Annotated in this window: 12 protein-coding genes and 1 tRNA gene; 5 read left to right on the top strand and 8 right to left on the bottom strand. The window is 70.7% G+C overall.

Annotated features, from left to right (window positions below; translation table 11 throughout):
• Window positions 1-118: 118 nt before the first annotated feature.
• Window positions 119-1,159 (top strand): IS110 family transposase, encoded by a 1,041-nt coding sequence (locus OCT48_RS11765; protein WP_263589180.1) that lies wholly within the window; start codon window positions 119-121, stop codon window positions 1,157-1,159.
• Between the two features lie 394 nt (window positions 1,160-1,553).
• Window positions 1,554-3,575 carry a CocE/NonD family hydrolase gene (locus tag OCT48_RS11760; protein ID WP_263589340.1) on the top strand — a complete coding sequence of 674 codons (2,022 nt, stop codon included), beginning with the start codon at window positions 1,554-1,556 and terminating at the stop codon, window positions 3,573-3,575.
• A 6-nt stretch (window positions 3,576-3,581) separates the two neighbouring features.
• Here the strand turns inward: OCT48_RS11760 and bioA are convergent, their stop codons facing one another.
• Entirely contained in the window at window positions 3,582-4,853 is a 1,272-nt protein-coding gene (bioA, locus tag OCT48_RS11755; protein WP_263589339.1) for an adenosylmethionine--8-amino-7-oxononanoate transaminase, read from the bottom strand.
• Window positions 4,854-5,075: 222 nt separating this feature from the next.
• Between bioA and OCT48_RS11750 the strand changes: the two genes are divergently transcribed.
• Window positions 5,076-5,160 (top strand) — tRNA-Leu (locus tag OCT48_RS11750).
• A gap of 227 nt (window positions 5,161-5,387) precedes the next feature.
• Here the strand turns inward: OCT48_RS11750 and bioD are convergent.
• The 5 genes from bioD to bioB are packed head-to-tail and all read right to left on the bottom strand — an operon-like array spanning window position 5,388 to window position 9,892.
• Window positions 5,388-6,095 (bottom strand): dethiobiotin synthase, encoded by a 708-nt coding sequence (gene bioD / locus OCT48_RS11745; RefSeq protein WP_263589338.1) that lies wholly within the window; start codon window positions 6,093-6,095, stop codon window positions 5,388-5,390.
• A gap of 1 nt (window position 6,096) precedes the next feature.
• Window positions 6,097-6,900, bottom strand: a complete 804-nt coding sequence (locus OCT48_RS11740) for a methyltransferase domain-containing protein (RefSeq protein ID WP_263589337.1) — start codon at window positions 6,898-6,900, stop codon at window positions 6,097-6,099.
• Window positions 6,897-7,631, bottom strand: coding sequence for an alpha/beta fold hydrolase (locus OCT48_RS11735; RefSeq protein ID WP_263589336.1), 735 nt, complete (start codon window positions 7,629-7,631; stop codon window positions 6,897-6,899). The genes OCT48_RS11740 and OCT48_RS11735 overlap by 4 nt, the downstream gene beginning before the upstream one ends.
• Window positions 7,628-8,788 (bottom strand): 8-amino-7-oxononanoate synthase, encoded by a 1,161-nt coding sequence (gene bioF, locus OCT48_RS11730; RefSeq protein WP_263589335.1) that lies wholly within the window; start codon window positions 8,786-8,788, stop codon window positions 7,628-7,630. The genes OCT48_RS11735 and bioF overlap by 4 nt, the downstream gene beginning before the upstream one ends.
• A 6-nt stretch (window positions 8,789-8,794) precedes the next feature.
• Window positions 8,795-9,892, bottom strand: coding sequence for a biotin synthase BioB (bioB, locus tag OCT48_RS11725; RefSeq protein ID WP_263589334.1), 1,098 nt, complete (start codon window positions 9,890-9,892; stop codon window positions 8,795-8,797).
• Window positions 9,893-9,962: 70 nt separating this feature from the next.
• Here bioB and OCT48_RS11720 point away from each other — a divergent pair, with 70 nt between their 5' ends.
• Entirely contained in the window at window positions 9,963-10,679 is a 717-nt protein-coding gene (locus OCT48_RS11720; protein ID WP_263589333.1) for a ComF family protein, read from the top strand.
• Between the two features lie 17 nt (window positions 10,680-10,696).
• On the opposite strand, the gene OCT48_RS11715 is transcribed toward OCT48_RS11720, so the two are convergent.
• Together OCT48_RS11715 and OCT48_RS11710 are read right to left on the bottom strand one after the other, a co-directional pair.
• Complete coding sequence (locus tag OCT48_RS11715) at window positions 10,697-10,840, bottom strand: hypothetical protein (protein WP_412031007.1); 144 nt, start codon at window positions 10,838-10,840, stop codon at window positions 10,697-10,699.
• 33 nt (window positions 10,841-10,873) lie between these two features.
• Window positions 10,874-11,509 carry a LysE family translocator gene (locus tag OCT48_RS11710; protein WP_263589332.1) on the bottom strand — a complete coding sequence of 212 codons (636 nt, stop codon included), beginning with the start codon at window positions 11,507-11,509 and terminating at the stop codon, window positions 10,874-10,876.
• Between the two features lie 328 nt (window positions 11,510-11,837).
• On the opposite strand from OCT48_RS11710, the gene OCT48_RS11705 reads away from it, so the two are divergent.
• Entirely contained in the window at window positions 11,838-12,827 is a 990-nt protein-coding gene (locus OCT48_RS11705; protein ID WP_263589331.1) for a serine/threonine protein kinase, read from the top strand.
• Window positions 12,828-12,852 lie beyond the last annotated feature (25 nt).

Raw genomic sequence — 12,852 nt, 5'->3', positions numbered from 1 at the left:
CAGCAGGGCGTCGGTAGCAATGGGATGGAGTCCTCCCCACCCAACATCGGCGTCGTAGCGCCACACTGGTGAGGGGAGTGCATCACACCTACCAGCCTGAGGATGAGGAGAACTCCCCATGAACATTACCCGGGTCGGCGTCGATATCGCAAAGTCCGTCTTCCACGTGCATGGCGTGGATCGCCATGACCAGGTCCAGTGGCGCGGAAAGTACTCCCGCGCCAAGTGGCTGAATGCGATCGTCAAGCGGGTCCCCGCCGGAGCCGAGATCGGCATGGAAGCCTGCGCCTCGTCTCACCACTGGGCTCGAGAGCTGCAGGCGCGCGGCTATCGCGTGAAGCTGATCGCAGCCCAGTTCGTGAAGCCCTACGTGAAGAGTCACAAGAACGACCGGGTCGACGCCGAAGCCATCTGTGAAGCCATGGCACGACCGCACATGCGCTTTGTGGCCATCAAGAGCGTTGCGCAGCAGGATAGCCAGGCCGCGCACCGCATCCGCGAAGAGCTGATTCGGCAGCGCACGGCCAAGGCCAACCAGATACGGGGGTTGGTGGGGGAGTATGGCTTGGTAGCCCCGGCCGGTATCGGCCAGCTGCGCGCCGCACTGCCCCGCTGGCTGGAAGAGGCGGAGAACGGGCTGACGGATGCCTTTCGTGTCCTGCTGGCCGGCCTCGCCGAGGACCTGCGTCACCTGGATGACCGTATCACCACGGTCACGGCGGGCATCGAGCGGCAGGCGAAGGCCGATCCCGTGGCGAAACGCCTGCTGGCGCTGCAGGGGGTCGGCCCACTGACGGCCAGTGCCCTGGCCGGCGCCTTGGGCGATGGCCAGGCCTTCCGTCGCGGACGCGACTTCGCCGCCTCGCTCGGCTTGACGCCGCATCAACATAGCACCGGTGGGAAAAACCGCCTCTTAGGCATCAGCAAGCGCGGCGACGGCTATCTGCGCAAGTTGCTGGTGCACGGGGCCCGGTCGGCCCTCCGCCACGTGGGCAGTAAGGAGGATGACCTGAGCCACTGGCTTAGGCACCTGGCCGAGCGCAAGCACGCCAATGTGGCGGTGGTGGCCCTGGCCAACAAGACGGCGCGCATTGCCTGGGCCGTCACTCGACATGAGACGTCCTATGAGGCCTCGTTGGCGGCCGGCCCGTTGGCATGAAAACGTTTTTTATTTAATGAGTTAGAGCATACGGATCATCTCCACCACGATTGCTGAGCATGCTGCAGGATGGCGAACAGGTCGAACCGATGTCGGAAAATCCCTTATGTACGCCGAGCCATCAAGCTCGTGGTAGCGACGGGGGGCCGACGTGCGCATAGCCCATCAGGGTCCGATGCCATCAAGGCATCCTTAGCGAGACCGGATATACGTTTGCAGTCGTACCTAGCGACCATCACGCTTCATGCTGGCAAACGGGGAGGACTCCATATACGTACATGGAGGTATTCACAGCGCCTCCTCGATGGTCCGGCACCCCGGGGCTTGTCGACGGATCAGCCCCGAGAGATACCGCTATCTGCGATAGCCCTGCCCGGTGCAGGAGGAGGCTTGCATGAGAGAGGTGAGCGACTTTCCCCATGCCGTCGAGTGTCTCGATCCCGTGTGGGTCCCGATGGAAGATGGGGTCCGCCTCAACGCGCGCATCTGGTTGCCCGAGTCGGCCCATCAACGGCCGGTGCCCGCCGTGCTCGAGTACATTCCTTATCGCCTGCGTGACGGCTCCGCCCGCCGCGACGCCATCCACCACCGCTACTTCGCCGGGCATGGCTACGCGGCGGTGCGTGTCGACCTGCGCGGCAGCGGAGACTCCGAGGGCGTGCTCGAGGACGAGTACCTGGAGCAGGAACTCATCGACGGCGAGGCCATCCTGCGCTGGCTGGCGGCCCAGCCCTGGTGCGATGGCGGGGTCGGGATGATCGGCATCTCCTGGGGCGGCTTCAACGGACTGCAGCTGGCCGCCCGCCAGCCCCCCGAGCTCAAGGCCGTGGTCAGCGTCTGCTCCACCGACGACCGTTACACCGACGACGTCCACTACATGGGCGGCTGCCTGCTGGGCGACAACCTGTCCTGGGCATCGACCATGTTCGCCTACAACTCCCTGCCGCCCGACCCGAGCGTGGTCGGCGAACGCTGGCGGGAAATGTGGCACCAGCGCCTGGAGGGCAGCGGCCTATGGCTCGCCACCTGGCTCGAGCACCCCCATCGGGATGCCTACTGGCGGCATGGCTCCATCTGCGAGGAGTTCTCGAAGGTGCGGATTCCGGTGCTGGCGGCCAGTGGCTGGGCCGATGGCTACTCCAACGCCGTGATGCGTCTGCTCGAGCACCTGCCGGGGCCGACGCGTGGCCTGGTCGGCCCCTGGAGCCACAAGTATCCCCACCTGGGCGAGCCGGGGCCGGCGATCGGTTTCCTGCAGGAATGCCTGCGCTGGTGGGATCAGTGGCTCAAGGGGGAGGAACGGGGCGTGCTCGAGGACCCCGCCCTGCGGGCCTGGATGCAGGACAGCATGCCGCCCACCACCCAGTACGGTCACCGGCACGGGCGCTGGGTGGGCGAGCCCGTCTGGCCCTCGCCGCGCATCGAGGAGTGGCGGCTGCCGCTGGCGCCGCGCCGTCTGTCGCTGGACGGCGAGCGGCGCCGGGAGAGCTGGCCTCTGACGGTCCAGTCGCCGCTGACCTGCGGGCTCTTCGCCGGCAAGTGGTGCTCCTACGCCGCCGGCCCGGACCTGGCCCACGACCAGCGCGAGGAGGACGGCGGGGCGCTGGTGTTCGACAGCCCGCCGCTGACGGAGACTCTGGAGATCCTCGGGGGCCCGGTGCTGGAGCTCGAGGTGGCCGCCGACCGGCCCGTGGCCATGGTGGCGGTGCGTCTCTCCGACGTGGCGCCCGACGACAAGGCGACCCGGGTGACCTATGGCCTGCTGAACCTCACCCATCGCGACGGCCACGCCACGCCTCGGCCCCTGACCCCGGGACAGCGCTACCAGGTGCGGGTCCAGTTCAACGACATCGCCCAGGTGTTCCCCGAAGGGCATCGGCTGCGGCTGGCGATCTCGACGTCCTATTGGCCACTGGCCTGGCCGCCCCCGGAGCATGTGCGCCTGACCATCCATGACGAGGGCAGTGCCCTGGTGTTGCCGCGGCGCCCACCTCGGGCGGAGGACGTGGCCATCGCCTTCGAGGCCTCGGAAGGCGCCCCCACCATCCCCATGACCCCGATGGAGCCGGAGCACCATAACTGGTACGTGCACCGCGACCTGGCCGAGGATCTCTCCACCCTGGAGGTGATCAACGACCGCGGGCGTGTGCGCCTGGAAGATTCCGGCCTGGAGGTGCAGATCCGCTCGGTGGAGACCTACCGTTCCCGGGACGACGATTTCAGGTCCCTGGAGGGCACGACCCTCTGGGAGCGCTCGCTGAAGCGTGACGACTGGGAGGTCACCACGGTCACCCGCACCGTGCTGACGTCCGACCCGGCGTATTTCTACCTCCATGCGACCCTGGATGCCTACGAGGACAACCGCCGGGTGCATTGCCAGAGCTGGGATCGGCGCATTCCCCGCCGACTGGTGTAGGCTGGCTCAGCCGCGCCGGAACCAGCCCTTCATCGCCCCGGTGATGCGGCGCATGTCGTCCTCGCCGGTGATGTAGGCCGGCATGGTATACAGCCAGCGACCGAAGGGCCGCAACCAGACGCCCCGTTCCCGGGCGAAGGCGGCCACGCCCTTGAGCGCGGTGGCGTCGTGCACCTCGATCACCGCAGTGGCGCCGAGCACGCGCACGTCGGCCACCGCCGGATGGGCGCGCAACGCCGCGTCGTCCATCAGCTCCTCACGCAGCACGGCGTTGAGCGCCCGAATGCGGCCCAGGTAGTCGTCCTCCTCGAACACCGCCAGGCTCTCCAGCGCCACCCGGCAGGCCAGCGGATTGCCCATGAAGGTGGGGCCGTGCATGAAGGCATGTTCGGGACTATCCCCGATGAACGCTGAATGCACCCTGTCGGTGGCCAGGGTCGCGGCGTGGCCCAGGTAGCCGCCGGTGAGGCCCTTGGAGAGCACCATGATGTCCGGCGTCACGTCGGCGTGGTCGGCGGCGAACAGCCGCCCGGTGCGGCCGAAGCCGGTGGCCACCTCGTCGAACACCAGCAGCACGTCGAATTCCTCGCACAGCGCCCGGGCGCCGCGCAGGTAGTGGGGCGAGGTCATGTTGAGCCCGCCGGCGGCCTGCAGCAGCGGCTCCATCAGCAGCGCGGCGATCTCGTGATGATGGGCTTCCAGCACCCCACGCAGGGCGTCGAGATCGGCCTGCACTTCCTCCTCGCTGGCCTCGAAGGAAGCGGTGGGGGCGGGGGCGAAATGATGCTGCGGCAGGAAGCCGGAGAACAGCGAGTGCATGCCCTCCTCGGGGTCGCACACCGCCATGCAACCGGCGGTATCGCCGTGATAGGCCTTCATCAGCGTCAGCATGCGGTGCTTGGCCGGCTTGCCGCGTAGGTAGTGGTACTGCACGGCCATCTTCATGGCCACCTCCATGCCCACCGAGCCACTGTCGGAGAAGAAGACGTGGTTCAGGCCCTCGGGCGTGACGCGCACCAGCTCCCGGGCCAGGCGGTCGGCGGGGTCGTGGGTCAGCCCGCCGAGCATCACGTGGCAGAGTTCGTCGGCCTGGCGCTGGATGGCTTCGACCAGTCGCGGGTGCCGGTAACCGTGGATCATGCACCACCAGGAGCAGGTGGCGTCGAGCAGCGACTCGCCGCCCTCCAGGGTGAAGCGGGGGCCCTCGCCGCCGACCACCTTGGGGGCGGGAGACTGGGTCTTGAGGTGGGCATAGGGGTGCCAGACGGGGGATGGCATCGGGCCTCCTTGGAGCAAGCGAGCGATGAACGGGCGGGTGCCCATGGAGGAGGGGCGGCCGCCGACTGGCTCCCTACCTTACATGTAAACCCTGGGTGGGTTAAGTGGTTGACGAGCGTGTGGCCAGCTTCTGCTGGCATCTCCTCCTTGGCTGGCGGTACGACTTGCGGCCTCTGGTGGCCACTGGCATGATATGCCACCTATTTCGGCATACTGCCCGAAGCGTCGGTGGTGGAATTGGTAGACACGCGAGGTTTAGGTCCTCGTGCCTCCGGGTGTGTGGGTTCGAGTCCCACCCGACGCACCATCTTCTATGTGCTCTTGCCCCAGGTTCTTGCCTGCTGGCGGCAGTCGGGGCAATGAAACCTCAAGCTCTCCTTCCCGTTGTCATCGTTGATGCCGGCCTGTGATCGATGTGGAGCGTCAATGGGCGGCCATCCAGGCCGGGGCGTGTCCGTTGGCACAGCGCTAGGCAACCCCTTCCTCCAGCATCAGCCGGCGCTGCACCTGCGTTACCGGATACATATCCAGCTGTCAGGCTCGGTCTGACGCTGGGAGCCGAAGATGTTTCGCCGCCGCCTCGGCGCGATCCGCTGGCGTCTCGGCGTCGAGCCGCGGCACCACGCCGAGGCAGGGAGCATCCAGGCAACGTTCCAGAGTGGCCAGGTTGTCCCGATAGAGCGCCGCGTCCTCGGCGAAGCCGGGATCGATCAGGTTGCCTACCCAGCCGGCCAGGCGCAGGCCATCGCCGCGCACCGTCTCGGCGGTGAGCCGGGCGTGACTCAGGCAGCCGAGCTTCAGTCCCACCACCAGGATCACCGGCAGCGCAAGGCGCCGGGCCAGCCCGGCGAGGTCCTCGTCGTCGTTGAGCGGCACCCGCCAGCCACCGGCCCCCTCGATCAGCGTCAGGTCGCGGTCTTCGGCCAGCGCCCCGGCGCTACGCTCGATCAGGGCGTCGAGGGTCGGCACCTCGCCGGCCCGACGGGCGGCCAGGTGCGGGGCGATGGCCGGGGCATAGGCGAAGGGGTTGACGGTGGCATAGGGTGGGGCGGGCACGCTCTGGGCCTGGAGGGTCAGGGCGTCGAGGTTGCGCAGCCCCTCGGCGGTGGCCTCGCAGCCGGAGGCCACCGGCTTGAGTCCCAGGGTGGTGAGGCCTTGCCGATGGGCCAGGGCCAGCAGGCCGCTGCTCACCAGGGTCTTGCCCGCGTCGGTGTCGGTACCGGTGACGAAGTAGACGGCCATCTCAGCGCTCCAGGGTCAGGGTCAGCAGGCGATAGGAGACGGGCAGGCCCGCCGGGGTGCGCAGGGCCTCGAAGCACCGCGCGGCACGGGCCACGTCGGCCCGCGACAGCCGCGCTCCGCGGCGGGCCACCTGGGCCCCGACGCCCTTGATCGAGGCCATCACCGCGGCCAGGTCCGGATAGTGGAACCGCTCGGTACGCTGCTCGAGGGTCACGCCGCGAAAGCCGGCCCGGTGACCGGCCAGGCGATGCGCCCCGGCATCGCGAAAGCCCAGCAGGGCGGCGGGCCGCTCCGGTAGCGACCAGGCCTGGTGCACCTCGGCCAGGGTGCCGGGCCCCAGGGTATTGATCAGGGCGCGGCACCCCGGTCGCAGCACGCGGTACAGCTCGGCCATCACAGCGTCGAGATCCGGACACCACTGGATCGCCAGGTTCGAGACCACCAGGTCGTGGCTGGCCGTGGCCAGCGGCAGGGCGTTGGCGTCACCGACCAGCCAGCGGATGCCCATCGGATGGCGCCGGCGGGCCTCCTCCAGCATGCCGGGGGCGAGGTCCAGGCCGGTGACCCGGCAGGCATCGCCGTAGCGACGGGCCAGGTCGGCGGTCATCGCCCCGGGGCCGCAGCCCAGGTCCAGCACCCGGTCGGCGCGGGCCGGCAGGCGGTCGAGGAGAGTCTCGCCCATGGCCTGCTGGGCCAGGGCCCGCTCGCGGTAATGGGGCGCGGCCCGGGAAAAGGCGCGGGCCACCCGGGCCCGCCACTCGGGGTCGTCCGGGCGGCGCTTGTCGAGCATCGGCTGGGCGGTCATGGCAGGGCCTCCGGTGCGCGGGGTGGCGAGGCCGGGGTGGCGGCGACGGCGGCCAGCAGCGCCGCCAGGCGCTCGGGCTGGCTGAGCATCGGGCAGTGGCCGGCGTTGGCCAGACGCCAGTCGGCGGCCTCGCGCAGCGCGGGGGCGAGCAGCGGGTCGGCCTCCCCCGCCAGGCGGTACACCGGGCAGGGCGCGGCCCCCGCACGTCGGCCAGCGTCCAGCCGTGCCAACTGCTCGAGGCCGGCGGCCAGGGTCGTCAGGCTGGCCGGCGGCGCCTGGCCGATCCGCGCCAGCAATTGCCGGTGGGCGGCCCGGGGCGACGGTTCGCCGCGCAGCTGCCAGCGCAGGAAGTGGGCGCGAGTGGCCTCGGGATCGCGGCGGAAGGCATGCCGGAAGGTCGCGAGTTCCTCGTCGCTGACGCCGTCCGGGTGGCAGAAGCGCGGGCCCATGCCGAGGACCACCAGGGCGCGGGGGGCCGGAAGGTGGTCGAGCAGGGCCTCGGCCAGCAGGCCCCCGAGGGACCAGCCCACCCAGACGGCCTCCGGCGGCAGGGCCGCGGCCATGGCCGCGGCCAAGGCGTCCAGCGAGGCGGGGTCGCGGGACTCGGGGCGCGGGCCGTAGCCAGGCCAGTCGGGGGCACTCACCTGCATTCCCTGCGGCCAGTGGCCGTCGAGGGCCTGCCAGATGCGGGCGTCGCAGCCCCAGCCGGAGAGCAGGACCAGGCGGCTCACCTCGTCTCCTCCCGGGCGCAGGCCGCCAGCCCCGCCAGCAGGGCATCCAGGGCGTCGTCGCCGTGGGCGGCACTCAGGGTGATGCGCAGCCGGGCCTCGCCGCGGGGCACCGTGGGGGCCCGGATGGCGCCGACCCGCAGGCCCCGGTCGTGGAGCCTGGCCGCCCAGCGCATCACCCTGCCGCTGTCGCCCAGCACGACGGGCTGGATGGGCGTGGTCGACGCGCCCAGCGGCAGGCCGAGCGTCGCGGCCTCGCGGCGGAAGACGCGGATGCGTTCCCGGAGGCGCTGGCGATGCTGCGGCTCGCTCGCCAGGATGTCCAGGGCGGCCAGGGTCGCCGCGGCCACGCCGGGGGGCTGGGCGGTGGTATAGACGTAGGGGCGGGCGAACTGGATCAGGTGCTCGACCAGCGCCTCGCTGCCGGCGACGAAGGCCCCGGCGGTGCCCAGCGCCTTGCCCAGGGTGCCGACCAGCACCGGCACCTCGTCCACGCCGTGGGCCCGGCCCACGCAGCCATCGCCGTGCTCGCCGAGCACCCCCAGGCCGTGGGCGTCGTCGACCATCAGCCAGGCCCGGTGGCGCCGGCAGGTGGCGGCGAGGCCGGCGATGTCGGCGCTGTCGCCGTCCATGCTGAACACGCCGTCGCTGACCACCAGCCGCGGGGACTCGGCGGGGGCGCGCGCCAGCAGGCCGGCGAGGTCGTCGAGGTCGCGGTGGTGGAAGCGTCGCGAGGGGGCGCCGGCGAGCCGGGCCCCGTCCAGCAGCGAGGCGTGGTTGAGGCGATCCTGGAAGACCCGGCAGTGCCGGTCGCAGAGGGCCTGGAGGGTGCCCAGGTTGGCCATGTAGCCGGTGGAGAACAGCAGTGCCCGGGGGCGGCCGGTGAGCTCGGCCAGGCGCTGTTCCAGGGCCTCGTGGACCGCCAGGTGCCCGCACACCAGGTGCGAGGCCCGGGCACCGGCGCCGAAGCGGCGGGCCCCCTCGGCCTGGGCCTCGGCCAGGCGCGGGTCTCGGGCCAGGCCGAGATAGTCGTTGCCGGCGAAGTCGATGAGCGGTTCATCGGCCGCCAGGGTGGGGCGCTGGCGCCACAGGCCCGCGGCCCGGCGTGTCTCGGCATGCTCGGCCAGGCGGCGCTGCCAGGGATCGACGTGGACGGCCATGGCCGGTCAGGCCTGGGCCGCGTCGTAGAACAGCTCGCCGCCGCGCTGCCGCTGGATGGCCTCCTCCAGGGCGGCTTCCGCCTGGCCGTCGTCGGCGCAGGTCTCGCGGCGTTCCGGGTGCAGGCCGAGCTTGTCGAACAGCGCCCGGTCCCGCTCCACCTGGGGGTTGCCGGTGGTCAGCAGGGTATCCCCGTAGAAGATGGAGTTGGCGCCGGCCAGGAAGGCCATGGCCTGGGTCGACTCGGACATCTGCTCGCGTCCGGCGGAGAGGCGCACGTGGCTCTTCGGCATCAGGATGCGGGCCACGGCGATGGCGCGGATGAACGTCAGCGGGTCGAGGTCCTCGACGTCTTCCAGCGGCGTGCCGGGCACCTTGACCAGCATGTTGATGGGCACGGACTCCGGGTGCGGCTCGAGACGCACCAGCTGCTGGAGCAGGGCGGCCCGGTCCCGCGGCGCCTCGCCCATGCCGAGGATACCGCCGGAGCAGACCTTCATGCCGGCCTCGCGGACGTTGGCCAGGGTATCCAGCCGGTCGGCATAGCTCCGGGTGGTGATGATCTCGCCGTAGTAGTCCGGCGAGGTGTCGAGGTTGTGGTTGTAGTAGTCGAGGCCCGCCTCGGAGAGGCGCCTGGCCTGGTCGGTGTCGACCATGCCCAGCGTCATGCAGGTCTCGAGCCCCAGCGACTTGACGCGACCGACCATCTCCAGCACCACCTGGAGGTCGCGCTCGCGTGGGCTCTTCCAGGCCGCGCCCATGCAGAAGCGGCTGGCGCCGGCCTCCTTGGCGGCGCGGGCCTGCTCCACCACCTTCTCGATCTCGAGCAGCTTCTCCTTGCCGAGCCCGGTGTTGTAGTGCCCGGACTGCGGGCAGTACTTGCAGTCCTCCGGGCAGGCGCCGGTCTTGATCGACAGCAGCGTGGAGACCTGGACGGCGTTGGGATCGAAGTGCGCCCGATGGACCTGCTGGGCGCGGAACAGCAGGTCGTTGAAGGGCAGCGCGAACAGCGCCTCGATCTCCTCCAGGCTCCAGTCGTGGCGGATGGCCGGGCGGGCGGCTAGGGTCAAGGCATCCGGGGCGTTGTCGGGGAGTTGGGCAGGCATGGCGGGCTCGCTTATGGTCAACGGGTCGCGGATCGCGGGGTTGACCGACAGGGTACGGGGACGGTGGGGCATGTCAACCTTTCGCCGGCAGGAGGTTGACGACTGGCTGCGTCTCGTCCTGCCGGGGCGCTGCCTGTTCTGCCTGGCGGACAGCGAGGGAGGCCACCCCTGGTGTGAGGCCTGCTTTGCGGCACTGCCCTGGAACCGCACGGCCTGCCCGCGCTGCGGCGAGCCCCGGCACGACCAGGCGCAGGGCCGGGTCTGCGGGCGTTGCCTGCGACGCCCGCCGGCCTTCGACCGGACGCGGGTGGTCCTGCGCTACGAGGACGAGGTAGCCGCGTTGATGCAGCACTTCAAGTTCCATGCCTCCCCGCGGGCCGGGGCGGTACTGGTGGCGCTGCTGGCGGCGGGCTGTCGGCCCCGGCCGGGAGCGGAACCCCAGGCGCTGCTGGCGGTCCCCCTGCACCCGCATCGGGCACGCCAGCGGGGCTTCGACCAGGGCCGCTGGCTGGCCGAGCGACTGTCGGCCCGGCTGGGGATCCCGCTTGGCCGGGCGCAGCGTCGTCGTGATACGCCGAGTCAGCGCGGCCTCGATCGCCGCCGGCGACGGGGCAACCTGCGCGGCGCCTTCCGGGTCGACGGCCCCCTGCCCGCGCGGGTGGCCCTGCTCGACGACGTGATGACCACCGGGGCCACCCTGGATGCCCTGGCGCGGGCCTGCCGTCGGGCGGGCGCCGAGGAGGTCGAGGCCTGGGCGGTCGCCCGCACGCCGCTCGAGGCCCCCTGAGGCCCAGGAGATCGGGCTCAGGCTCGTAACGATGCCCGGCTCGAGTCGGCATCGAAGGGCGTCAGCCGCTCCTCGAAGGCGATCTCGAGCTCGCGCATCAGCAGCCAGGGGCGAAGCGACCAGGACGAGTAGTTCTTGTTGGCGATATGCAGCCGATACATGGCGGACTCCCGAGCAGGGAAAGAGCGATCGTTTCAGGGCGACGAGGCGATCAGGGAGCCGCCGGCCGCCATGAACAGGCCGCCGGTGGCGCGGTCGAAGCGCTTCGCACGGCCCGGGTGGCGGAACCATTGGCCCAGCCCCGAACCCATGGCGGCATAGAGCGACATCAGGCCGAGATCGATCACCAGCCAGGTGGCGGCCAGGATGGCGAACTGGACGAGCCGGGGCTCGCCCACGGCGATGAAGTTGGGGAAGAGGGCGGCGAAGAACAGCAGGTCCTTGGGGTTGCTGATGCCGACCAGAAAGCCCTGGCGGAACAGCCGGGCGACGGGGACGTCCGGGAGCCGGGCCTCGGGGGGCGCCGCGGGCAGCGGGGCCTCGCCGCCAGGGCGTCGCCAGGCCTGGATGCCGAGCAGGATCAGGTAGGCCCCACCCACCACCTTGAGGACGTGGAAGGCAGTCTCTGAGGCCGCCAGGACGGCACCGAGCCCTAGCGACGACAGCAGCATCAGCACCAGGGACGCCAGGGCGCCGCCCAGCACGGTGGCCGAGGCGCGGCGACGGCCGAAGCGCAGGCCGTGGCTGGTGCAGAGCAGGGCGACCGGGCCGGGGAAGATGATCAGTGCGACGATCACGCCGACATAGGTGATCCAGGTGAGTCCGTCCATGGTCAATGTCTCCGGCGGGGGATCGAGAGCGCGCATCGGCCTCCCGCCGATGGATCCACGAGCATAGGACAGGCAGAGGCCGATATCCACAGGGCTATCGCAGTTGGGTGGCGAGGGACGACGGGGACAGGTCGAAGAGGGGGTCCTACGCCATGGATGGCGTCGGTAGCGCCCAGGGAGGGGTTCACAGCGCCCCCTCGCAGACCTGTCGACGGAGCAGCTCCGAGCGCCACGGCTAACTGCAATAGCCCTGCCGATATCCAGGCCGGTGGCGCGGTGGGGCCACGCGCTTTGCTACCATGGGGTTTTGCCCCCGACTGGAGCGCCCATGAACGATACGACCCACCCCTTCGCCCGCCTCGCGCCCGCCCGGGTGGTGGCGGCGGTGGAGTCCCTGGGGTTCTGGCTGCCCGGCGAGCCCTTCGCCCTCAACAGCTACGAGAACCGGGTCTACCTGGTGCACGACGACGAGCGGCGCCGCTGGGTGGTCAAGTTCTACCGTCCCGCGCGCTGGAGCGATGCCCGGATCCAGGAGGAACACGACTTCCTGATCGAGCTCGAGGCAGCGGGCGTGGCGGTGGCCGCCCCCTGGCGCGATGCCGCCGGCGCCAGCCTCCACCACGCGGAGGGTTTTCGTTTCGCGGTCTTTCCCCAACTCCCGGGCCAGGCCCCGGAGCTTGAGGACCCGGCCCACCTGTTCGCCCTGGGTGAGGTCATCGGGGCCATGCACGCGGTCGGCGCGTGCCGCCCCTTCGCCCATCGCCGGGTCATGGACCTGGACGTCATGGTCGGGGAGGCTTGCGAGGGCGTGCTGGCGAGCCGCTGGCTGGATCGCCGCCAGCGGCTCGCCTACCAGCGGGTGACCGAGGCCCTGCGTCCCGCCCTGGCGGCCCAGGCCTGGCCGCCCTCGCGGAACCTGCGCGTGCACGGCGACTGCCACCTGGGCAACATGCTGGGACGCGACGAGCACTTCGCCCTGGTCGACTTCGACGACTGCCTGATGGCCCCGGCGGTGCAGGATCTCTGGATGTTGCTCACCGCCCAGGAGGAGGGTGAGCGGCAGATGCAGCTCTCGGAGGTGGTCGAGGGCTACGAGCAGTATCGCGACTTCGACCGCTGCGAACTGGCACTGGTGGAGCCCCTGCGGACCCTGCGCCTGCTGCGCCACAGTGCCTGGCTAGTGGCCCGCTGGGACGATCCGGCCTTTCCCCAGGCCTTCCCCTGGCTGGCCGACGCGGGCTACTGGGACGCGCATATCCGCGAGCTGGAGCAGCAGCGCCAGACGCTTTCGCGTGCGCCGTGCTGGCTCGCCCGCTGAGCCGGCCCCCCAACGCAAGACGCCC

This window comes from Halomonas sp. M4R1S46, from assembly GCF_025725685.1.
Lineage (GTDB): Bacteria > Pseudomonadota > Gammaproteobacteria > Pseudomonadales > Halomonadaceae > Halomonas.
The sequence above is the reverse complement of the archived record's forward strand: the minus strand, read 5'-3'. Positions and strand labels throughout refer to the sequence as shown.

Excerpts from the sequence above, each read along its gene's own strand:
- OCT48_RS11765 (WP_263589180.1), top strand. The coding sequence starts at position 119 with ATGAACATTACCCGGGTCGGCGTCGATATCGCAAAGTCCGTCTTCCAC.
- OCT48_RS11760 (WP_263589340.1), top strand. The coding sequence starts at position 1,554 with ATGAGAGAGGTGAGCGACTTTCCCCATGCCGTCGAGTGTCTCGATCCC.
- bioA (WP_263589339.1), bottom strand. The coding sequence starts at position 4,853 with ATGCCATCCCCCGTCTGGCACCCCTATGCCCACCTCAAGACCCAGTCT.
- bioD (WP_263589338.1), bottom strand. The coding sequence starts at position 6,095 with ATGGCCGTCTACTTCGTCACCGGTACCGACACCGACGCGGGCAAGACC.
- OCT48_RS11740 (WP_263589337.1), bottom strand. The coding sequence starts at position 6,900 with ATGACCGCCCAGCCGATGCTCGACAAGCGCCGCCCGGACGACCCCGAG.
- bioF (WP_263589335.1), bottom strand. The coding sequence starts at position 8,788 with ATGGCCGTCCACGTCGATCCCTGGCAGCGCCGCCTGGCCGAGCATGCC.
- bioB (WP_263589334.1), bottom strand. The coding sequence starts at position 9,892 with ATGCCTGCCCAACTCCCCGACAACGCCCCGGATGCCTTGACCCTAGCC.
- OCT48_RS11720 (WP_263589333.1), top strand. The coding sequence starts at position 9,963 with ATGTCAACCTTTCGCCGGCAGGAGGTTGACGACTGGCTGCGTCTCGTC.
- OCT48_RS11715 (WP_412031007.1), bottom strand. The coding sequence starts at position 10,840 with ATGTATCGGCTGCATATCGCCAACAAGAACTACTCGTCCTGGTCGCTT.
- OCT48_RS11710 (WP_263589332.1), bottom strand. The coding sequence starts at position 11,509 with ATGGACGGACTCACCTGGATCACCTATGTCGGCGTGATCGTCGCACTG.
- OCT48_RS11705 (WP_263589331.1), top strand. The coding sequence starts at position 11,838 with ATGAACGATACGACCCACCCCTTCGCCCGCCTCGCGCCCGCCCGGGTG.